The following is a 20,162-nucleotide window of genomic DNA, read 5'->3' on the forward strand; positions in this document are numbered from 1 at the left end:
GGGGGCCCCTTCAGTCACGGTGAAACAGGGGAGTCATCAGGCTTGGGTCGGGTTGACCCTGCTTGTCCAGCAGATCCCTGGCCAGCCAGCGCCTGGTGTCGAGGCCGGGGGCCTGATCCGGCGCCCACTCCCCGGCGAGGCGGGCGAGCTGACCGAGGCCGACGCCGGATTCGAAACAGGAGGAGACGATCACCTTCAGCTTCAGCTCGCGGGCGCGGGCCACCAGGGCCTCGCTGTTGGCCAGGGAGCCGAGCAGGGTCGGCTTGAGCACCAGGGCCTTCAGCTGGGGTATGGGTTCCCAGGGCTTGCCCTGGGCCAGCAACTCGTCGAGGGCCACCGGCATGCCGGTACGGTTGGCGACGAAGGCGATGTCGGCAAAGTCGGCGCACAGATCTTCCAGGTATTCGATCCGGTTCGGATCCAGGTGACCGCAGAAGGCCCAGGCCTCCTCGCGGGTCCAGCCCTGGTTGGCATCCAGTACCAGCTTGAGATTGGGACGCCGATCGAGCAACAGGCGGATCAGCGCCAGCTCGTCCCGCATGGGGTAGCGGGCCACCTTCAGCTTGGCCTTGAGGGGAGTCTCGTGCAGCCACTGCTTCCAGTTCTTGAGCAGCTCCTGGGGGGAGCCTTGAATGAGGGGATAGGGTTCGGGCAGGCTGGCGTCCTGCTGTGGCCAGTGACGACGGGCACAGTCGAGCCCGAATTGCACCGAAGGCAGCCGGGGGGCCGGGGTCTGTCCCCGGGCCAGCTGCGCCAGGCAGGCCAGGCTCTCGGCCTGCGCCTCGGCCAGGCTCTCCCTGGAGAAACCGGGCAGGGGGGCTATCTCCCCCCAGCCGTCGTTGATGCGCACCAGCAGGCCCTCTCGCGCCACCTCCACCTTGCCGTGAAAGGTCAGGGGCTGGGTAAAGGGCAGTTGGTAGCGATAGAGGGCGAGTGTCATCAGGGGTTCCGCTTGTATTTGGAGAAGTCGGGGCGGCGCTTCTCGTTGAAGGCGTTGCGCCCTTCCTGACCCTCTTCGGTCATGTAGAAGAGCATGGTGGCATTGCCCGCCAGCTCCTGCAAGCCGGCCTGCCCGTCGCAGTCGGCGTTCAGGGCGGCCTTCAGGCAGCGCAGGGCCATGGGGCTGTTTTGCAGCATCTCCCGGCACCAGCGCACGGTTTCCCGCTCCAGCTCGGCCAGGGGCACCACAGTGTTGACCAGCCCCATGTCGAGGGCTTGGCTGGCATCGTACATGCGGCACAGGAACCAGATCTCGCGGGCCTTCTTCTGGCCGACGATGCGGGCCATGTAGGAGGCACCCCAGCCGCCGTCGAAGGAGCCCACTTTCGGGCCCGTCTGGCCGAACTGGGCGTTGTCGGCGGCTATGGTCAGGTCGCACATCATGTGCAGCACGTGGCCGCCACCGACCGCGTAACCGGCCACCATGGCCACCACGGGTTTGGGGCAGGTGCGGATGTCGCGCTGGAAGTCGAGCACGTTGAGGTGGTGAGTCCCCTCGTCATCGCGGTAGCCACCGTAGTCGCCACGGATCTTCTGGTCACCGCCGGCGCAGAAGGCCTTCTCGCCGAAGCCGGTCAGTATGATGGTACCGATCTTGTCGTCGTAACGGGCATCGGCCAGGGCCTGCAGCATCTCTTTCACTGTGCGGGGGCGGAAGGCGTTGCGCACCTGGGGACGGTTGATGGTGATCTTGGCAATGCCATCCAGGGACTTGTGATAGAGGATGTCCTCGTAACCGGCGGAGCAATCCTGCCACTCAATGGGAGCGTACAGTTCCGCTTCCGTCATTGCCTCAATCATGGTTTTTTCCTTCTGGTGTGGTAATGGTCAGCCGGGCAATCCTGTCAGGGGCGACGGTGGCATGGGGTTGCGCTTCCGTCATTGCGTCAGTCATGACTCTTCTCTTCTGGTTGCTTGACCCAGTCTTGCAGGAGCCGGGCAAAGGTGTCGGGCTGGCTGGCGTGCAGGTTGTGCCCGCCATCCAGAGCCAAGTGATTGATATTGCAGCCTTGCTTGACCAGCTGGCAAGCCAGGCGATGGAATTTGTGATCCCGGCTGCCGGAGATCCAGCGCACCGGCAACCGGGTTGTGCCCAGCCAGGGGGCGAGATCCGGCTGCTTGCCAAGGGAAGTGGCACGTAGCATGGTCGCCACGGCGGAACCCTCGTTGCCAAGGCGCTTGGCTGCCTGGCGGCCACGGGCCTCCTCGTCCAGATCGGCGAACACCCCCTGCCGGTACCAGTCGGCGAGCACCAGGGCCAGGGGCTCGCACTCGAAGCGCCGGGCCCAGCCCTCGTCGTGGGCGAGGCGGGCGGCGCGCTCGGCCTTTGGCAGGCCCGGATGGCAGTTCTCCAGCAAGAGCGCTTGCAACCCGGCGGGGGACTGGCTGGCGTGATAGAGGGCGAGCCGCCCCCCCAGGGAATAGCCCGCCAGCCGGTAGCGCGTGATATCCCGCGCGGCCAGCTCGTCGCAGAGCCAGCGATGGGCCTCGTCAAAGCCGCTCACCCTCAGCCCCTTGTTGCTGCCGTGGCCCGGCAGATCCAGGGCCAGGCACTCGATGCCGGGCAGGGCCTGGATGACAGGCCGCCAGTCGTCGGCATTGCCGAGCAGGCCGTGCAGCAGCACCAGCGGCGCGGCGGGATCAGAGGCCACGGATAGCCGCTCCCAATGCCTTCAGATCCTCGGCCACCTCGTTGTCACGCAGAACCTTGATGTCATATGCCACGGATAAGGGTTCCCAATGCCTTGAGATCCTCAGCTGCCTCGTTGTCACGCAGAACCTTGATGTCATATGCCACGGATAAGGGTTCCCAGTGCTTTAAGATCCTCGGCCACCTCGTTGCTCGGCACCTTGATTTCAATCAGGGTTACCCCTTTTTCCAGGGCGGTTGCGTAATCTTGCTCGAACTCGGCCAGGGTGGTCGGCGCCCTGTAGTGCAGGCCGAACATGGCGGCGGCGTGCTCGAAGTGCAGGCCGTGGGGCAGGCAGTAGTAGGTCTCCAGCAGCTGATCCCGGGTCGGCACCGGCAGCATGCGGAAGATGCTGCCACCGTCGTTGTTGAGCAGGATCACCACCAGGGGGCGGCTCGATTTGCCGAGCAGGGCCAGGCTGTTGAGATCGTGCAGAGCGCTGAGATCCCCGAGCAGCAGTGTGGTCGGCTCGTCGCTGGACAGGGAGAAACCTAAGGCCGTGGCGATCAGGCCGTCGATGCCGGAGGCGCCGCGGTTGGTCATCAGCCGGCTGGGGCCCTTGCCGGTTTCGCCGAGCATGTCCATCAACCGGGCCGGCATGCTGTTGCCGACGAACAGCTGGCCCTGGATGAGCTGAGTCAGCCGGTGGCAGACCCCGAGCTCGGAGAAGCGATCGCAGGCGCGGCGAATGTGACTGCTGATGCCCTGCTGGCGCTCCGCCAGCCGGTGCCAGGGCAGGTGGCGATGGTCCACCGGATGGGCCGCAGTGAAGGCGCCGGGCGTGCACACCAGGCGGCGACGCAGCCGGTAGTCCGGATCCAGCCTGGCCGGTTGCGGGTCCACCAGCCAGTAATCCTGCCAGGGGTGCTGCTTGATGAACTGGCCGAGCCGCTTGGAGATGAGGCGGGCACCGAACTGCAGCAGCACCTCGGCCCGGGTCAGCTCGGTCACGAAGCAGCTGTTCTGCAGGGCAAGATCCATGTGGATGAGGTTGCGGCTGTCGAAGCGGATCTGGCTCTGCAAGTCCGCCAGCAGCGGCCAGCCGAGGCGCTCGGACAGCTGGGCCACCCGCTGAGCCTCGGCCGGATCCTGAATGCGGCCCGCGACTATGACGCCGCGCTTGCCCTGCAAGGCGGCCCAGTCGGGCTGGCGGGGGCAGTGCTGCTCGCCCTGCTGCCAGGGGCTCCAGGGCTCCCTTGAATGGAGCCAGTCACCGAGCGGGGCCAGGTAGTCGGAAAAGTCCAGGTACGCCTCGCCGGGATAGAGGGGCTCGGGGTACATGCAGTTGAAGTGAACCGGCCCCGGGGTCAGTGCCTGCTTGGCCAGGGCCTGATCCACCGAGCTCAGCACGAAGGCCGCCGGTATGGTCGGGGTGGGGCTCGGCAGGTTCTGCTGATAGACGGGGTAGCGACCGAAGATCCCCTGCTGATCGATGGCCTGGTTGGCGCCGTTGTCGATGAGCTCGGGCGGTCGATCGGCCGAGAGAATAATCAGCGGCACGCCGGTGAGCTGGGCCTCGGCCACCGCGGGCCAGAGGTTGGCCACCGCGGTGCCCGAGGTCATGATCACCGCCACCGGGCGGCCGCTCCCCTTGGCCAGCCCCAGCGCCATGAAACCCAGACCCCGCTCGTCGAAGTGGAGATGGCGGCGAAAGCCGGCATGGGCGGCGGCGGCCATGGTGAGCGGCGCCGAGCGGGAGCCGGAGGCCAGCGCTATGTCCCGCACCCCGAGGCGATAGAGCTCTTCCAGCAAGAGGGAAGACCAGACGTGGTTGAAGGTGGCATGCTGGCTGGCAAACGCTCGGTGCTCAGGCAATTGGCTGGCGGGCATAAGGCTCTCGCAGTGGGTCGATGAAAAACGCTATCCCAGCAGGGAGAGCACGTTGGCGATCTTGTTGTCGAGCTCGGCCCACTCGGCGGCGGGCTCGGATCCGGCCACTATGCCGGCACCGGCAAACAGGCTGATGCCCCGGCCCGTGATGCGGGCGCTGCGAATGGCGACCGAGAACTCCGAGGTCTCCCGGCTCAGCATGCCGCAGGCACCGGCGTACCAGCCCCGCTCATGGGGCTCGAACTCGCGGATAAAGGCGAGCGCCGCCTCGCGGGGGGCTCCGCCCACCGCCGGGGTCGGGTGCAGGGCGGCCAGCAGTTGCCAGTCGCACACGCCGGGTTTGAGCTCGGCCTCGATGTCGCACTTGAGGTGTTGCAGCAGCCGCAGTTTCAGGATGCGCGGCTCGGTCAGGGTGGCGTCCGTGGTGAGCGGGGCCAGCCGGCTCAGGATGTCGGCGTGCACCAGCCGGTTCTCCAGCCGGTTCTTGCTGTCGGCCAGCAGCTCGGCGGCCAGGGCCGCGTCGGCCGCCTCGTCACCGGAGCGGCGTATGGTCCCTGCCAGCGCCTCGGTGAAGAGGTGGCTGCCCTCCCGGCGATAGAGGCGCTCGGGGGAGCAGGAGATGAAGCTCTGCTCGGGGGAGAACTGGAAGCCGAAGTGGAAGCACTCCTGGGCGTGACTTGCCCACTGGGTGAGCAGGGACCAGGGGCAGAGGGGATCATCCCCATGCTGGCGGGTCAGCACGCTCTCCCGGGAGAGCACCACCTTGGGGGTGTGGGCCTGAAAGGCGGGGCTGGTTACCCGCTCTACCAGGGTTTGCCACTGGGCCTGACCCGGGACATCCCGGCGCTGCCAGGGCCGTTTTTGCAGGGCGGGCAGGGGGGCTTCCGGCTGAAGGGCGTCGAGGGCGGCCTCGGCCGCCTGCAGTTCGGCATCTAGATTGCCGTCGGTCAGCCAGAGGTTGAGGCAGAGGCTGACACATTCCCCCCGGCGCACCAGCTCGATGCGCGGCAGCACGAAGCGGCAGGGGCCGAACCCCTGCCAGCCGGGCTGTGCCGGATCGAACGCCAGGCCGCCGTAGTAGCGGGGGCTGTCTTCACTCGTTGAGTTGGCGAGATCGCAGACCCGCTGGATATCCGCTGGCCGGGTCAGCTCGTGGATGGCGCCGAGGGCCACGTACTCAGGGCTCCTGGGGCCGCGGGCCTGCCAATAGATGCGGGGATACAGGGTCTGCGCCGCCAGCCATCCCGGGAAGAGGTCGACGTTGGCCGCCACGCGCAACCGCACGAAGCCGCTGACATTGCTGTGACGCAGGGCGTCCAGTTGTTGCTTGAGATGGGTCTGAGCCAACATGGATGTCTTGTCTGAGCCGGATAGTCGCAATCGCTCTGGGGAGGATGGCGCAGGTTGATGCCAAAGGGCGATGATTTCCTATATATTATCTGCCCATTCTTCCATGTAAATTGCCCGAGGGAGCCCAGCCCCCACGGAGCCAAGTATACCTAAATCCGGTTCGATAACCCTTAACACGATCAATATCTGATTGTTTGGCCATCACAATATGACAAATACCTTCTCTGTTTGGTTGCTGGCGGCGCGTTTGCGAACACTGCCCCTGGCGTGCTCCTCCATTTTGCTGGGCTCGGGGCTCGCAGCCAGCCGGGGGGCCTTCGACGGCGCCATCATGGGCCTCTCCCTGCTGACCGCCATCCTGCTGCAGATCCTCTCCAACCTGGCCAACGACTATGGTGATGCGGTCTCCGGTGCCGACAACGGCGAGCGGATCGGGCCCCAGCGTGCCGTGGTATCCGGCCTCATCACTCGCCACCAGATGTGCATCGCCATGGGGTTGACCGCGCTGGCGGCCGTGGTGAGCGGCCTCTCCCTGCTGGTCTGCGCCTTCGGGGAGGCGTGGCAGCAGATCCTGACGTTCATCCTGCTGGGGGGCGCCGCCATAGTCGCGGCCATCACCTACACGGTGGGCAAGACCCCTTACGGCTATCGCGGCTTCGGGGACATCTCGGTATTCCTGTTCTTCGGCCTGCTGGGGGTGCTCGGCTCCTACTACCTGTTCACCCATACCCTGGAATGGGATCTGCTGCTGCCCGCCACCGCCTGCGGCCTGCTGGCGACCGCCGTGCTCAACATCAACAACGTGCGGGACATCGAGAGCGACGCCGCCAGTGGCAAGATCACCCTGGCGGTGCGGCTCGGCCGCAACCGCGCCATCGCCTACCACTGGGTGCTGCTGGGGGCGGCGCTGCTGGCCACCATCGCCTTCCTGCTGACCCAGCCCATGAGTATCTGGCCCTGGATCTTCCTGCCCGCCATCAAGCCCCTCACCGATGCCGCCCGCACCCTGCGCGAGAGCTTCGACGGCGAGGTGTTGACCGGCGCCCTCAAGAAGACCGCCATCAGCGCCTTCCTGTTCAGCCTGCTGCTCTCGGTCGGGCTGGCGCTCTCCTGAGCGCTGTTCAGCCATGAACTGGTACGCCAGGCGAACAAGGGCCCCGTGAAGGGGCCCTTCCTGTTGCTGTGCCTTGCCGTTTTCTTCAAGTATTTCAGCGCTTTCCTCCTGCTCTCCAGGCCCGATGGCCGTGATCCGGCTGGCAATATTGAGAAATTCTCGGAACGGGTCGCCGACTTGTGACGGGCCTCGATTGTGGCACGGCTTCGATTGCTATAGAGATGTAAGCGTATGGGGTTCCATATGTAAAAAACCAATGGCAGGGACAGGCTTATGGACAGGTTAGGGAAACATCTCGGATGGGGGCTGCTGGCACTGCTGGGCGCCAGCTCCCTCGGTTACATCGCCCTCAACAGGGGCGAGCAGATCAATGCGCTCTGGATAGTGGTCGCGGCTGTGTGCGTCTATCTTATCGCCTACCGCTACTACGGGCTCTTCATCGCCAAGCGGGTGCTGGCGGTCGACAGCACCCGCATGACGCCGGCGGTGCGCCACAACGACGGTCTGGACTATGTGCCGACCGACAAGAAGGTGCTGTTTGGCCACCACTTTGCCGCCATCGCCGGTGCCGGCCCCCTGGTCGGCCCCGTGCTGGCGGCCCAGATGGGCTATCTGCCCGGCATGCTCTGGCTGCTGGCCGGGGTGGTGCTGGCGGGGGCGGTGCAGGACTTCATGGTGCTGTTCGTCTCCACCCGTCGCGATGGTCGCTCCCTCGGCGAGCTGATCAAGTCGGAGATGGGCCCGGTCGCCGGGGTCATCGCCCTGGTCGCCACCTTCATGATCATGGTGATCATCCTGGCGGTGCTGGCGATGATAGTGGTCAAGGCGCTCACCCACAGTCCCTGGGGCACCTACACGGTCGCCTTCACCATACCGCTGGCCATCTTCATGGGGATCTACACCCGCTACCTGAGGCCGGGCCGCATCGGCGAGGTCTCCATCATAGGTCTGGTGTGCCTCATCTTCGCCATCGTCTCCGGTGGCTGGGTGGCCGAGAGCCAGACCTGGGCGCCCTATTTCGACTTCGACGGGGTGCAGCTGACCTGGATGCTGGTGGGCTATGGCTTCGTCGCCTCTGTGCTGCCGGTCTGGCTGCTGCTGGCACCGCGGGACTACCTCTCCACCTTCCTCAAGATAGGCACCATCATAGGCCTGGCCATCGGCATACTGGTGACCCAGCCGACCCTGCAGATGCCGGCGCTGACCCAGTTCGTGGACGGGACTGGCCCGGTCTGGGCCGGGGATCTCTTCCCCTTCCTGTTCATCACCATCGCCTGCGGCGCCGTCTCCGGCTTCCATGCGCTCATCTCCTCCGGCACCACCCCCAAGATGCTGGCCAACGAGAACCAGGCCTGCTTCATCGGTTATGGCGGCATGCTGATGGAGTCCTTCGTCGCCATCATGGCCCTGGTCTCCGCCTGCGTCATCGATCCGGGCGTCTACTTCGCCATGAACAGCCCCCTGGCGGTGCTGGCACCGGCGGGCACCGCCGACGTGGTGGTCTCCGCCGCCGCCGTGGTGAGCAGCTGGGGCTTCCAGATCACCCCTGAGACCCTGACCCGCATCGCCAGCGAGGTGGGTGAGCAGAGCATCATCTCCCGTGCCGGCGGCGCCCCGACCCTGGCGGTCGGCATGGCCTACATACTGCACGGTGCCCTCGGCGGCCTGATGAACGTCGCCTTCTGGTACCACTTCGCCATCCTGTTCGAGGCGCTCTTCATCCTCACCGCCGTGGATGCCGGCACCCGGGCCGCGCGCTTCATGCTGCAGGATCTGATGGGGGTCATCTCCCCCTCCCTCAAGCGGACCGACTCCCTGCCGGCCAACCTGCTGGCCACCGCCCTCTGCGTGCTGGCCTGGGGTTACTTCCTCCATCAGGGGGTGGTGGACCCGCTCGGTGGCATCAACACCCTGTGGCCGCTGTTTGGCATCGCCAACCAGATGCTGGCGGGCATGGCGCTGATGCTGTGCGCCGTGGTGCTGGTGAAGATGAAGCGCCAGGCCTACGCCTGGGTGGCCCTGCTGCCCACCAGCTGGCTGCTCATCTGCACCCTGTCGGCGGGCTGGGAGAAGACCTTCAGCGACAATCCCAAACTCGGCTTCCTGGCCATCGCGAACAAGTTCCAGGCCATGATCGACAGTGGCGCCATCCCGGCCCAGTACACAGAGTCACAGCTGGCCCAGCTGGTGTTCAACAACCGGCTGGATGCGGGGCTGACGCTCTTCTTCATGGGGGTGGTGGTGATCCTCGCCTTCTTCTCCCTGAAGACGGCCATGAAGGCGCTTAAGAACCCGCAGCCGACCGCCAGGGAGACGCCCTACCAGCCGATGCCGGCACAGCAAGGTGCCCCGCGGCCCGAGTCTGATGACGACGGCGATCTGGCCCCCAGCCTCAAGTAAGTCGGCAGGCCGGCACCCCGTGGGGCCGGCCTCTCCTCGACGGCGAACAAGGAGCAAGCATGTTTGATACCCTGGCCAAGGCGGGCAAGTATCTGGGACAGACCGCCAGGCTGATGGTCGGCGTGCCCGACTACGACAACTATGTGCAGCACATGCGGCTGACCCACCCGGAGCAGACCCCCATGAGCCACGACGAGTTCTTTCGCGAACGCCAGGATGCCCGTTACGGTGGCAAGAATGGCGGACGTTGCTGCTGACTCCCTGCGACTTCCCATCACAGGACTCCCAACATGACGCAAGCTGTGGCGATCACCCTTTATTGAACGGTTTTCTCGGTTCCAGCTAGATCTACGATCCCCATCTCACAGGATTTCCAACATGACACAGGCTGTAGCGGTTACTCTGCTGACCGGTTTTCTCGGCGCCGGCAAGACCACCTTGCTCAACCACTTCCTGCGCCATCACGCCGATGCCTCCGTGGCCATTCTCGAGAACGAGTTCGGCGCCGCCAATATCGACGGCTCCCTGCTGCAGGGGAGTGACAGGGTCAGTGTGGTGGAGCTCAGCAACGGCTGCGTCTGCTGCAGCGTGCGGGGGGAATTTCGGGCCGCCTTGAGCGATCTGCTGGCCCGGCGGGCGGCGGGGGAACTCAACTTCGAACGGCTGATCGTCGAGACCACGGGGCTTGCCGATCCGGCCCCCATCATCCAGACCTTCTTCGTGGAAGAGGCGCTGCGGGATGCCCTGCGCCTCGATGCCGTCATCACCCTGGCCGACTGTGAACACCTAGGTCGTCAGCTGGATGAACATCCGGTGGCGGCGGCCCAGCTCGGCTTTGCCGACCGCATCCTGATCACCAAGACGGACAGGGTGGACGGAGCGACCCGGGAGGCGGCCATAGCGCGAGTCCAGGGCATCAACCCCAAGGCGCAGATCATCGACATAGTGCGAGGGGAGTGCCCGGCCGGGCTCTGGCTCGATCTGGATGCCTTCTCCCTGAGCGACGAGCTGAGCTTCAGCCCAGGCATCAAGATAGTGCGTGGGGGCGGTCAGGGCGTCGAGGCGTTTGCCCCCCTCTCGTCTCGGCCCCGCTCCTGGCAGGATGTCATCTCGGCCCACCTGTTCGAGGGGGGCGAGCTGGACTTGAAGAAGATAGGGGCCTTCATGGAGCAGTGCATAGAGCAGCATGGCAACGACATGTTGCGCTACAAGGGGGTGCTGGCCATCGCCGGGGAGCCGCGCCGCCTGATAGTGCAGGGGGTGCACAGGGTGGCGGGGTTCGATTACGGCTCCCCCTGGGGGGACGAGGTGCCCTGCTCGCGGCTGGTGGTGATCGGTCGCTACCTGCCCCTTGAGGCCCTGGAAGAGGGGTTCGCCCTGACCCGGGCCTGAGGAAAAATAACAGATGCGTGAATCACTTAAACAGAAAATAATCCAGGTCTGCCAGCAGAAGATTGGTCAGAAGGGGGAGGGGGTGGGCGTCTCCTTCTATGCCTTCTTCGCCAACAGGAACGACGACCCCGAGCTGCTGATGGAGGCGGCGACCTGGTGGATCCAGACCCAGAGACTCGACCACTTCGAGAAGGCGCGCAAGATCCTCGCGCTGGTCGAGGCCATGAAATAGGGCGAGATGAAACAAGAAGGGCTCCTGATGAGGAGCCCTTCTTGTCTATGGTTTGCGGCTATCGCCGCCGAGTGGCCTCAGCTGGCGGGCGCCACGGCCGTCCGGCGGGAGAAGAAGAGGCAGTCCAGCAGCCAGATGGCCAGCATGGAGGCGCCCACCAGGGGGAAGCAGATCCCGAGCAGCACCAGCACCGCGATGGCGCCGCCCATGGGGGGCAACTTGGCGGGCAGGGGCGGGGCCGCGAGCCTGCCCTGGGGGCGGCGGCTCCACCAGATCCAGAGCCCGCTCACCGAGCTTGCCAGCACCATCAGGCAGATGATCAGCATGACGAGCTGGTGGGGCCAGCCGTAGATCTTGCCCATGTGCAGCATGACGCCGGTTTCCACCGTCTTGGCGACTGGGCCGTAATCCTGCCAGCGCACGTCGGCCAGCACCTTGCCGCTGTACTGATCGATGTGCAGGGTGGCGTCGTTGCGCGGATCATCGGCGAACAGGGCTATGGTATAGACGCCTGTGTCACCGACCGGCGGCGTGATGCTGTAACCCGGGTGAACCCCGCGCTCAGTGGCGATCTCCACTACCCGTTGCAGGGGGATACGGTGGCTGGCCATGACCATGCCGTCGTGTTCCCCGCCATGGTTCATGGCGCTGTGATCATGGCTTTCCGGCGCTGGCTGCGAGCTCGGCATGGGGGTGTTCTCGACCGCCCAGGGCACAGTCTGTTCATGGGCATGGTTGAGGGTGCGGGCGAGAGGAGCGGATTTCGGCACCTCGTTCCACATGGCGGCCGGGAAACGGTTCCAGACGTTGGCGAACTGATCGCCCCAGAAGCCGGTCCAGGTCATGCCGCTGAGCAGCAACAGCAGCAGGAAACCCGCCCCCCAGAAGCCGACCACGGCGTGCAGATCGCGCCACCAGAGGCGTCCGCGCTGGTTCATTCTGGGCCAGAGGATGCCCCCTACGCCGGGTCCCTTGCGCGGCCACCACAGGTAGAGTCCGCTGACGAGCAGCACGATTCCCCAGCCGGCGGCCAGCTCGATCAGGCGATCCCCTGTGGTGCCGAGCAGCAGCTCCGCATGCAGGGCACGGGCCACCGCCTGCAGGTTCCACTTGTTGTCCATGGTGCCGAGCAGGGCGCCGCTGGCGGGATCCATGAAGAGGGTCAGCTCGCGCTCGCCCTGATTGACGATGATCTGGGCGCTCGCATCCGTGGCCACGGGGGGCAGGTATTTGCGCAGGCTGGCATCGGGCATGGCGATCTTCGCCTTGGCCAGCAGCTGGTCGGCACTCAGGGTCTGGGTGGCGGGGGCCACCTTCATCAGCTCGGGGTAGAGCAGGTTGTCGAGCTGAGGCTTGTACAGGTACACGATGCCCGTGAGGGAGAGCAGGATCAGAAAGGGGGCGACGAAGAGACCGGCATAGAAATGCCAGCGCCAGATCCTTTGGTAATAACTCGCGTCTTGATTCTTCATCTTTGATCCTTGCGCCAAGGCTAAAGGTTGCAGTTGGTGGAATGTTTGGTTGGCGCGGATGATAGCAGCAACGTTTTATTAACTGCAACAGAACATGCTGGCTCCGCCTTCACTTCGCTGCGCGCCTTAATTGTGCCATCTGGCGTCGATGCCTGTCGGTGAGGGCCGGGGTTCCATGGACTTTTTGCATATAAATCCTTACCTTGTTGCAACATCAGGCAGCGTCGGCGCGACGAAAAAATCAGGGGAGGAGGGGGACGTGCACTTGCAGCCACACGGCTATTTCGAGATGCAGCGACAGGGGCAGGTGCTGATTTGCCGCCCGAGCGGCCCCTTCAATCTGGCGGGCGCCATGGCCTATGAGGCTGCGTTCAGCCAGCAGATCGCAGGATTGCGCGATGCCCCCTGGGGGATCGTCGAGGTGGCGACCGAGTTCGAGGCCGCCGGCCCCGAGGTGCTGGCGCGTTTTCGTCGTCAGTTTGGCTGGTGCGCCGCCAATGGCTGCGATTTTCTTGCGGTGGTGGTGGTGGGCGGGTTCAAGCGCTATCTGGCGGATCAGGTCTTCAGCGATCTGCCGTTCAGGGCGGTGTGTTACTTCGAGCAGGAGGCGGCGGCCATCCACTGGCTGGGGGAGCGGCTCGGCGGCGACGTCACACCGGTGAGCTGACCCGGTAGCCCGGGGCCGTTCTGTCTGCCCGCCTCACTCCAGCTTGATAAACCACTTGTCCCGCTCGTCGACACAGTCGGGTTCGCCCATCTCGAACTCGCGACAGATGAGGGGCCGCACCTCATAGATGCGGCACATCATGGTGTTGCGGTCGAGGGCGGCGCACCAGCCATCTTCCAGCCGGCGCATCACGGGGATCTCCCCTTCCCGATCGAGCACATAGCGATCCGGCACGCCTGTGTCGGTAAAGAGCATCACTTCGAGGCGGCAGCAGCAGGCTTCGCAGTTCTGGCAGCTCACGTCGGTTTGGATTGCTTGGGTCATGGTGCCTGTCTTGCCGCATGGCGGCATCGAAATATATGAAACAGGCGCCTGTCAGGCGCCTGTGGTCTGGCCAACGGCTTGTGAAGAACCTTAGCCCAGTTTGCGGGCGCGGTAGCTGCGCCCCTTGATCTTGCCTTCCTGCAGCCGCTTGAGGGCGGCGCTCGCCACCTGGCGCTTGACCGCCACGTAGGAGTACTGCTCGGAGATCTGGATCTTGCCCACGTCGCTGCCGGCAATGCCACCTTCGCCGGTCAGGGCCCCCAGGATGTCACCGGCCCGCACCTTGGTCTTGCGGCCCGCATCGATGGAGAGGGTCACCATCTGCGGCGCTATCGGCTTGATGTCGCGGCCCAGGGTATCGAGATCCCCCAGCGGCATGGGGGCCTGCTGGTACTCCTCGATCAGGTTGACGCGCTGGGCTTCGTTGGGCTGATACAGGCTTAGGGCCAGGCCCTGCTGGCCGGCACGACCGGTACGGCCGATGCGGTGCACATGCACTTCAGGGTCGTAGGTCAGCTCGTAGTTGATGACGGCACCCAGCTCCTTGATGTCGAGACCCCGGGCCGCCACGTCGGTCGCGACCAGTATGGTGGCGCTGCCGTTGGCGAAGCGTACCAGCACCTGATCCCGCTCCCGCTGCTCCAGATCGCCGTTCAGCGCCAGGGCCGAGAAGCCCTTGGCGGCCAGGTGATCGGCCACGTCGTTGCAGGCGCGCTTGGTATTGCAGAACACCACGCAGGAGCTCGGCTGATGGTGGCTCAGCAGCCAGGTGAGGGCGTCGAGGCGCTGACCGGCCGGCACTTCATACAGCTTCTGTTCGATGGCGCTGCCCTCGTGCAGGGACTCCACGCTCACCTCGACCGGGTTGCGCTGCACGCCGCGGCTCATCTGGGCTATCCCCTCCGGATAAGTGGCGGAGAACAGCAGGGTCTGGCGGCGCTCGGGCGCATGGCGGATCACCTTGTTGATGTCTTCGCCAAAGCCCATGTCCAGCATGCGATCCGCTTCGTCCAGCACCAGGGTCTCCAGGCTGGAGAGCTCCAGGGTGCCCTGCTCCAGGTGCTTGAGAATGCGACCCGGGGTGCCGACGGCGATGTGGGCACCGAAGCCCAGGGTGGCGGACTGCGGTGCGGTCGGGGTGCCGCCACACAGGGTCACCAGCTTGACGTTCGGCAGGGCGCGGGCCAGACGACGGATCTCCTGAGCCACCTGATCCGCCAGCTCGCGGGTCGGACAGAGCACCAGGGCCTGTACGTCGACACGGTTGACGTTGAGCCGTGAGAGCAGGCCGAGGGCGAAGGCGGCTGTCTTGCCGCTGCCGGTTTTTGCCTTGGCGATCAGGTCTTTGCCTTCTAGTACCAGGGGCAGGCTCTGGGCCTGGATCGGGGTCATCTGCAGGTAACCCAGGCTGGTGAGGTTCTCTTGCAGGGCGGGGGAGAGATTGAGGCTGCTAAATTCGCTGTTGTTCACAAAAGGACTCTATTTCGGAGAAAACGGGGATGCGTCGTGCGCAAGGGCGCGCATTGTATCAGAAAGCGCTGCCGGGTGTGGCGGATTTTTGAACGCTTAAGCCCGTGCAACCTCGGGGCGGCTTCATCCGTCCCCATGGCGACAGAGAGGTACGACCGGGATGGCAGCAGGTGAAGGTTTGCGGTCGTTCGCTAATTATTTATCGGAGGTAAACGTTTTCGTCCCGACTGATTAAATATTCCGGGTTGAAATATGTGCCGCGCAGAGGAGTGAATGTTGCGAGAATGATGCTGGAATATCCATTGGCGTTATCCGTACAGTTTCTACATTCCTATCGATATGTTTTATAAGTAGATTTTTACTTTTCACTGGGCGATTAATATACCGTTAATGGTTAATTAATTTAAAAACGTTTGTATTATCTCGCATACATATTATTGAGCCAGATTGTGATGGCTATCTGATTTTTAAATATACGATTCTTTATGATGGCGCCGGTCAAAAATAACAATTCACTGGGTGCTACTGGTATGGAATACGTTCACTTTGTGCTTGGACTCGTGATGGTCCTCGCGCTGGCGTTGCTGGCAAACCGCCGCAACTGGAAACAGATCAAGCTGCGCTATATCGGGCAGCTGTTGGTGGTGGAACTGGCGCTGGCCTGGTTCATGCTGAACTCCGAAGTGGGCCTGGCGGTCGTGGGTGGCTTCGCCGCCGGCTTCACCAAGCTGATGGAGTTTGCCAAGCAGGGGACCGACTTCGTGTTCGGTGGCCTGGTCAACGAAGGGGCCTTCTCCTTCTTCCTGATGGTGCTGATGCCCATCGTCTTCATCTCGGTACTGATCGGCATACTGCAGTACATCCGTCTGCTGCCCATCGTCATTCGTGGCATCGGCACCGTGCTGGCCAAGATCAACGGCATGGGCAAGCTGGAGTCCTTCAACGCCATCAGCTCCATGATCGTCGGCCAGTCCGAGAACTTCATTGCGCTCAAGAACACCTTGCCGCACCTGAACGAGAAGCAGATGTACACCCTGGCGGCGACGGCCATGTCCACCGTCTCCATGTCCATCGTCGGTGCCTACATGCAGCTGATCGAGCCCCGTTACGTGGTGGCCGCGCTGGTGCTCAACATGTTCAGCACCTTCATCGTGCTGTCGCTCATCAACCCGTACGAGCCTGACAATACCGTGACCGACGCCAAGGCGCTGGCCGAGGGGGACGAGCACCATACCCCGAAGAAGGAGAACTTCTTCGAGATGCTGGGGGAGTACATCATGGCCGGTTTCTCCGTTGCCGTGATAGTGGCTGCCATGCTGGTGGGCTTCATCGCCCTGATCGCCCTGGTCAACTACCTGTTCGAGATGGCGTTTGGCGTCAACTTCCAGCACGTCATGGGCTACATCTTCTACCCCATCGCCTGGATCCTCGGCATCCCCGGTGGTGAGGCGCTGCAAGCCGGCTCCATCATGGCGACCAAGCTGGTGACCAACGAGTTCGTGGCCATGATGGATCTGGGCAAGATTGCCGCCGATCTCTCGCCCCGCACCGTCGGCATCCTCTCCATCTTCATGGTGTCGTTCGCCAACTTCAGCTCCATCGGCATCATCGCCGGTGCGGTGAAGGCGCTGAACGAAGAGAAGGGCAACATGGTCTCCCGCTTCGGTCTGAAGCTGGTGTACGGCTCCACCCTGGTGAGCTTGCTCTCCGCCGTGATCGCCGGTGTGATGATCTAATCGCACCTCGGCATCACCACGACAAACCCCTGCCTCGGCAGGGGTTTGTTTTTCTGGGTGAGTCAGCCGAAAGGTGGTTCCGCTCATCATGATTTGTCGGATGTTGAGAAGATAAGAAGAGGCCGCCAATGCTGGCGGCCTCTCTGTCTGGTGGCTCAATGCCCGGTATCAAGGGCAGGTGATGGTGTTGCTGGTCACGCCATTGAGAGTGGCCTGGTAAGTCACCGACTGGGTCAACAGCAATATATCGGTGTTGTTCAGGGTTACCCCGATGACAATGCCATTTTTGCTCCAGATGACGCTGTTGCTGACATCCAGCGTGCTGGCGTCGGAGAAGGTGGCGACGGCCTTGCGGGTCACTATGTTGGCGATCGGCAGGCCGAGTGCTCCCAGTTGGACCTGTGTGGTGCAACTGGCTGTCAGGTTGCCGAGGGTTGCCGCCGTGATGGTGATTGGCTTGCTGTCTGTCCCGGTCAGGAAGCTGGCGGTGATATTGGCTGTTCCTGCGGTCACCCCTTGGGCCAAGCCTGTGCCGGAGACGGTCACGACTCCTGTGTTGTCACTCTGCCAGTTGACCAGGGCACTCACATCCTGGCTGGTCAGGTTGCTGAAACTGGCCGTCGCCTTGAGTTGCGCCTGATTCCCGCTCGCCAGACTGGGAATGGGGTCTATGGTGAGCCCGGTCAGGGTCGCCGCCGTCGCTGCGATATTGATGGTGGCGCTAGTTCCTCCCAGACTGCCACTGATGGCGGCAGAACCCACCGCCAGCGCCTTGATCTGGCCATTGGCATCCACGCTGACCAGAGTCGGGGCGCTGCTGCTCCAGCTGATCTGGCTGGTCACATCAACCAGGGTATCGTCAGAGTAGGTTGCGAGAGCCTTCAACTGGCCATTGGTCCCCAATGCCAGTGAGGTAAGGGGAGTGCTGATTTGGATGGCGCTCACAGTCGCAGCCGTGACTGTGACGGTCAAGTTGCTGACTTGCCCGCCGAAGCTGCCGGTGATGACGGCCGTCCCCGGGGACACTGCAGTGACTTCACCACTGGTGCTGACGGTGGCGACGTCGCTGTCACTGCTGCTCCAGGAGACCAGGGGGGTAATGTTCTGGCTGCTGCCATCGGAGTAGCTGGCAACGGCGGTCAATTGAGCCTTGGTGCCGGCTGCCAGGGTTGATGCCGTTGCCGACAAATCGATCTGATTCACGCTGGCATTGGTCACGCTCAAACTGACGCTGTTACTGGTGACCGCGCCCACACTGCCGGTCAAGGTTGCACTGCCGTTGCTGACAGCACTGACTTCGCCGGACAGGTTGATGGTGGCCACCCCTATGTTCGAACTGTTCCAGACCACCTGGTTCGAAATGTCCTGAGTGCTGTTATCGCTATAGGTGGCGATCGCCGTTAACTTGCCCTTGGTCCCCTTGGCCAGGGTGAGACTGGGCGGGGTGATCTGGATCTGGCTGACGGTGGCATTGGTGACGGTCAGTACAGTCCCGGCACTGGTGACACCGTTCAGGCTGGCACTGATAGTGCTGGTACCCACGGCAACCCCGGTTGCCAGGCCCTGGGCATTGATGGTGACCTTGGTTTGATCGCTGCTGAACCAGGCGGCCTGGCTGGAGACATCCAGGGTGCTGCCATCGCTCAGCACGGCCTGGGCCTTGAACTGAACCGAGCTGCCCTTGGCCAGGTTGCCACTGCCGCCATTCAGGACGACCTGGATGCTGTTGACGGTGGCATTGGTAACCACCAGCAGCACAGTATTGCTGGTGACGCCCAAGAAGTTGGCCGAGATACTCGATCCCCCTTCGCTGAACGCGGTGGCTTCACCGTTCAGATCTATGGTCGCGACGCTGATATCCGAGCTGTTCCAATTGACTTGGCTGGTTACGTCCTGCGATGAGTTGTCGCTGAAGGTGGCGATGGCCTGGAACTGCAGCTTGGTCCCCTTGGGCAGGGAGGCTGTCGGCGGTATGACTTGCAGCGCAGTGGCGATGGCATTGGTGACAGTCAGGGTCGCACTGCGGCTGATGGCGCCAAGGGTGGCGGTGACGGTCGCCTGACCAATGCCGCTCCCCGTGACCAGTCCCAGGCTATCGACACTGGCGATGGAGGGGTCGTTGCTGCTCCACTGGACCTGTGATGACACATCCTGAGTCGAACCGTCGCCAAAGGTGGCGATGGCCTGCAACTGGCTCTTGGTGCCAAGGGCTATGGCCGTGACGGCAGGAATGACCTGCAGAGCGCTGACACTGGTGTTGTTGACCTGGATGCTGGTGCTGGCAGTGACCCCCAGCAGGCTGGCTGACAGGGTAGTGGATCCCGCCGCAACGCCGGTCACCAGACCCGTGCTATCTACGGTGGCGACGGCGGTGTTGCTGCTCAACCAACCCACCTGGGAGGAGACATCCTGAGTGCTCTGATCGGCGAAGGTCGCGATGGCCGTCAGCTTGGTCGTGGTACCTATGGCCAGTTGTACTGTGGCCGGGATGATCTGGATCTGGCTGACGGTCAGATCGACTGCCGAGACAGTGGTCTGGCCTGTGACCCCCTGTACCGTGGCCGTGATAGTGGCATCACCGGCTTCGATGGCGGTGGCTTTTCCCTTATCATCGACACTCAACACGGTCGGGTTGCTGCTCTGCCAGCTGGCCTGGGTCGACACATCCCTGGTCGTATCATCGGAGAGGGTGGCAATGGCCTGCAGTTGCAGGGTCAGCCCCTTGGCCAACCTGGTTGTGGGGGGAATGATGGAGACCTTGGTGGCAATGGCATCCGTGATGGTGAGGGTGGAGATATTGCTGGTAACCCCCTGATAGCTGGCACTGATCCCGGTGCTGCTGACCTTGAGTGTTTTGACCAGGCCCTTCTCATCTATGGTGGCAATGGTGCTATCCGCGCTGCTCCAGCTTGCCTGCTCCGTGATGTCGGCCGTGCTGTTGTCGCTGTAGGTCGCGATGGCAAGATATTGAGTGCTGATCCCGAGCGGGGTGCTGGGGTTGGCTTCGGCTCGGGCCTTGTTGCCAGCGGTGTCGGCTGATATGTCGATCCGGGTCAGTGATTTGGTGACGGGCGCCGGATTGGTCGGATTATCCTCTCCTCCGCCACCCCCGCCGCCGCAACTGAATAAGAAAAGAGTGAAAAACAGTGAAAGAAATACATTCATTGGCTTGCTCATTGATATTCCCCTTCAATTCCTGTGCTTAATATGAAGTGAAGATCATCCCGGTACTCCTGTATGGGAACAGCGAATCCTGCAGCCATGGCCGCCTCAATGTTGAACGAATAGTGAAATCATAAAAGGTGTTGTTATGATTGGGTTTTACTTTTATTGGTCAGGCATACTCAATATTTGGTAGGTATTTTAGGCATCCTTTTGACATGGTGGTAATTGGTCAAATCAATACTGATTAAATTATTATTTGTGGTGTTTTAATATTTCTAGGATAGCGACATTGATAATTCAATCGATACCGATAGAATTAA

Annotated in this window: 16 protein-coding genes; 7 read left to right on the top strand and 9 right to left on the bottom strand. The window is 63.1% G+C overall.

The window, feature by feature from the left end:
- Window positions 1–10 precede the first annotated feature (10 nt).
- From menC to AC1IN8_RS10665, 5 genes are all read right to left on the bottom strand, one after another.
- Window positions 11–940 carry an o-succinylbenzoate synthase gene (gene menC / locus AC1IN8_RS10645; RefSeq protein WP_139439151.1) on the bottom strand — a complete coding sequence of 310 codons (930 nt, stop codon included), beginning with the start codon at window positions 938–940 and terminating at the stop codon, window positions 11–13.
- A complete protein-coding gene (menB, locus tag AC1IN8_RS10650; protein WP_479758837.1) occupies window positions 940–1,800 on the bottom strand; it encodes a 1,4-dihydroxy-2-naphthoyl-CoA synthase in 861 nt (286 codons plus the stop codon). The genes menC and menB overlap by 1 nt, the downstream gene beginning before the upstream one ends.
- Before the next feature lie 86 nt (window positions 1,801–1,886).
- Window positions 1,887–2,651: a 2-succinyl-6-hydroxy-2,4-cyclohexadiene-1-carboxylate synthase gene (gene menH / locus AC1IN8_RS10655; RefSeq protein WP_479758838.1), complete on the bottom strand. Its 765-nt coding sequence runs from the start codon at window positions 2,649–2,651 to the stop codon at window positions 1,887–1,889.
- A 135-nt stretch (window positions 2,652–2,786) separates the two neighbouring features.
- Window positions 2,787–4,520: a 2-succinyl-5-enolpyruvyl-6-hydroxy-3-cyclohexene-1-carboxylic-acid synthase gene (gene menD, locus AC1IN8_RS10660; protein ID WP_479758839.1), complete on the bottom strand. Its 1,734-nt coding sequence runs from the start codon at window positions 4,518–4,520 to the stop codon at window positions 2,787–2,789.
- Window positions 4,521–4,550: 30 nt separating this feature from the next.
- A complete protein-coding gene (locus AC1IN8_RS10665; RefSeq protein ID WP_319912258.1) occupies window positions 4,551–5,870 on the bottom strand; it encodes an isochorismate synthase in 1,320 nt (439 codons plus the stop codon).
- Window positions 5,871–6,078: 208 nt separating this feature from the next.
- Between AC1IN8_RS10665 and AC1IN8_RS10670 the strand changes: the two genes are divergently transcribed.
- The 5 genes from AC1IN8_RS10670 (at window position 6,079) to AC1IN8_RS10690 (ending at window position 11,008) form a co-directional block, all read left to right on the top strand.
- The gene (locus AC1IN8_RS10670) at window positions 6,079–6,984 is read left to right on the top strand and encodes a 1,4-dihydroxy-2-naphthoate polyprenyltransferase (RefSeq protein WP_162519292.1); all 906 of its coding nucleotides are present in this window, start codon (window positions 6,079–6,081) and stop codon (window positions 6,982–6,984) included.
- 273 nt (window positions 6,985–7,257) lie between these two features.
- A complete protein-coding gene (cstA, locus tag AC1IN8_RS10675) occupies window positions 7,258–9,384 on the top strand; it encodes a pyruvate/proton symporter CstA (protein WP_479758840.1) in 2,127 nt (708 codons plus the stop codon).
- Between the two features lie 59 nt (window positions 9,385–9,443).
- A complete protein-coding gene (locus AC1IN8_RS10680) occupies window positions 9,444–9,641 on the top strand; it encodes a YbdD/YjiX family protein (RefSeq protein WP_025325546.1) in 198 nt (65 codons plus the stop codon).
- A gap of 121 nt (window positions 9,642–9,762) precedes the next feature.
- Window positions 9,763–10,776 carry a CobW family GTP-binding protein gene (locus tag AC1IN8_RS10685; RefSeq protein ID WP_479758841.1) on the top strand — a complete coding sequence of 338 codons (1,014 nt, stop codon included), beginning with the start codon at window positions 9,763–9,765 and terminating at the stop codon, window positions 10,774–10,776.
- Between the two features lie 13 nt (window positions 10,777–10,789).
- Window positions 10,790–11,008 carry a DUF6500 family protein gene (locus AC1IN8_RS10690; protein WP_247627332.1) on the top strand — a complete coding sequence of 73 codons (219 nt, stop codon included), beginning with the start codon at window positions 10,790–10,792 and terminating at the stop codon, window positions 11,006–11,008.
- A 77-nt stretch (window positions 11,009–11,085) separates the two neighbouring features.
- Here the strand turns inward: AC1IN8_RS10690 and AC1IN8_RS10695 are convergent, their stop codons facing one another.
- Complete coding sequence (locus AC1IN8_RS10695) at window positions 11,086–12,480, bottom strand: PepSY-associated TM helix domain-containing protein (RefSeq protein WP_247627331.1); 1,395 nt, start codon at window positions 12,478–12,480, stop codon at window positions 11,086–11,088.
- A gap of 259 nt (window positions 12,481–12,739) precedes the next feature.
- Between AC1IN8_RS10695 and AC1IN8_RS10700 the strand changes: the two genes are divergently transcribed.
- Entirely contained in the window at window positions 12,740–13,147 is a 408-nt protein-coding gene (locus tag AC1IN8_RS10700) for a hypothetical protein (protein ID WP_479758842.1), read from the top strand.
- A gap of 33 nt (window positions 13,148–13,180) precedes the next feature.
- On the opposite strand, the gene AC1IN8_RS10705 is transcribed toward AC1IN8_RS10700, so the two are convergent.
- Both AC1IN8_RS10705 and dbpA read right to left on the bottom strand, forming a co-directional pair.
- Window positions 13,181–13,471 (bottom strand): YkgJ family cysteine cluster protein, encoded by a 291-nt coding sequence (locus AC1IN8_RS10705; protein WP_041206500.1) that lies wholly within the window; start codon window positions 13,469–13,471, stop codon window positions 13,181–13,183.
- A gap of 90 nt (window positions 13,472–13,561) precedes the next feature.
- A complete protein-coding gene (gene dbpA / locus AC1IN8_RS10710) occupies window positions 13,562–14,941 on the bottom strand; it encodes an ATP-dependent RNA helicase DbpA (RefSeq protein WP_139439596.1) in 1,380 nt (459 codons plus the stop codon).
- Window positions 14,942–15,471: 530 nt separating this feature from the next.
- On the opposite strand from dbpA, the gene AC1IN8_RS10715 reads away from it, so the two are divergent.
- Window positions 15,472–16,677, top strand: coding sequence for a NupC/NupG family nucleoside CNT transporter (locus AC1IN8_RS10715; RefSeq protein ID WP_025325553.1), 1,206 nt, complete (start codon window positions 15,472–15,474; stop codon window positions 16,675–16,677).
- Window positions 16,678–16,845: 168 nt separating this feature from the next.
- On the opposite strand, the gene AC1IN8_RS10720 is transcribed toward AC1IN8_RS10715, so the two are convergent.
- Window positions 16,846–19,842, bottom strand: a complete 2,997-nt coding sequence (locus AC1IN8_RS10720; protein ID WP_479758843.1) for a beta strand repeat-containing protein — start codon at window positions 19,840–19,842, stop codon at window positions 16,846–16,848.
- Window positions 19,843–20,162 lie beyond the last annotated feature (320 nt).

It is taken from the genome of Aeromonas sp. 130281 (assembly GCF_056642115.1).

Bases quoted from the DNA above. Each gene is read 5' to 3' on its own strand.
- menC (WP_139439151.1), bottom strand. From the start codon at position 940: ATGACACTCGCCCTCTATCGCTACCAACTGCCCTTTACCCAGCCCCTG.
- menB (WP_479758837.1), bottom strand. From the start codon at position 1,800: ATGATTGAGGCAATGACGGAAGCGGAACTGTACGCTCCCATTGAGTGG.
- menD (WP_479758839.1), bottom strand. From the start codon at position 4,520: ATGCCCGCCAGCCAATTGCCTGAGCACCGAGCGTTTGCCAGCCAGCAT.
- AC1IN8_RS10665 (WP_319912258.1), bottom strand. From the start codon at position 5,870: ATGTTGGCTCAGACCCATCTCAAGCAACAACTGGACGCCCTGCGTCAC.
- AC1IN8_RS10670 (WP_162519292.1), top strand. From the start codon at position 6,079: ATGACAAATACCTTCTCTGTTTGGTTGCTGGCGGCGCGTTTGCGAACA.
- cstA (WP_479758840.1), top strand. From the start codon at position 7,258: ATGGACAGGTTAGGGAAACATCTCGGATGGGGGCTGCTGGCACTGCTG.
- AC1IN8_RS10680 (WP_025325546.1), top strand. From the start codon at position 9,444: ATGTTTGATACCCTGGCCAAGGCGGGCAAGTATCTGGGACAGACCGCC.
- AC1IN8_RS10685 (WP_479758841.1), top strand. From the start codon at position 9,763: ATGACACAGGCTGTAGCGGTTACTCTGCTGACCGGTTTTCTCGGCGCC.
- AC1IN8_RS10690 (WP_247627332.1), top strand. From the start codon at position 10,790: ATGCGTGAATCACTTAAACAGAAAATAATCCAGGTCTGCCAGCAGAAG.
- AC1IN8_RS10695 (WP_247627331.1), bottom strand. From the start codon at position 12,480: ATGAAGAATCAAGACGCGAGTTATTACCAAAGGATCTGGCGCTGGCAT.
- AC1IN8_RS10705 (WP_041206500.1), bottom strand. From the start codon at position 13,471: ATGACCCAAGCAATCCAAACCGACGTGAGCTGCCAGAACTGCGAAGCC.
- AC1IN8_RS10715 (WP_025325553.1), top strand. From the start codon at position 15,472: ATGGAATACGTTCACTTTGTGCTTGGACTCGTGATGGTCCTCGCGCTG.
- AC1IN8_RS10720 (WP_479758843.1), bottom strand. From the start codon at position 19,842: ATGAATGTATTTCTTTCACTGTTTTTCACTCTTTTCTTATTCAGTTGC.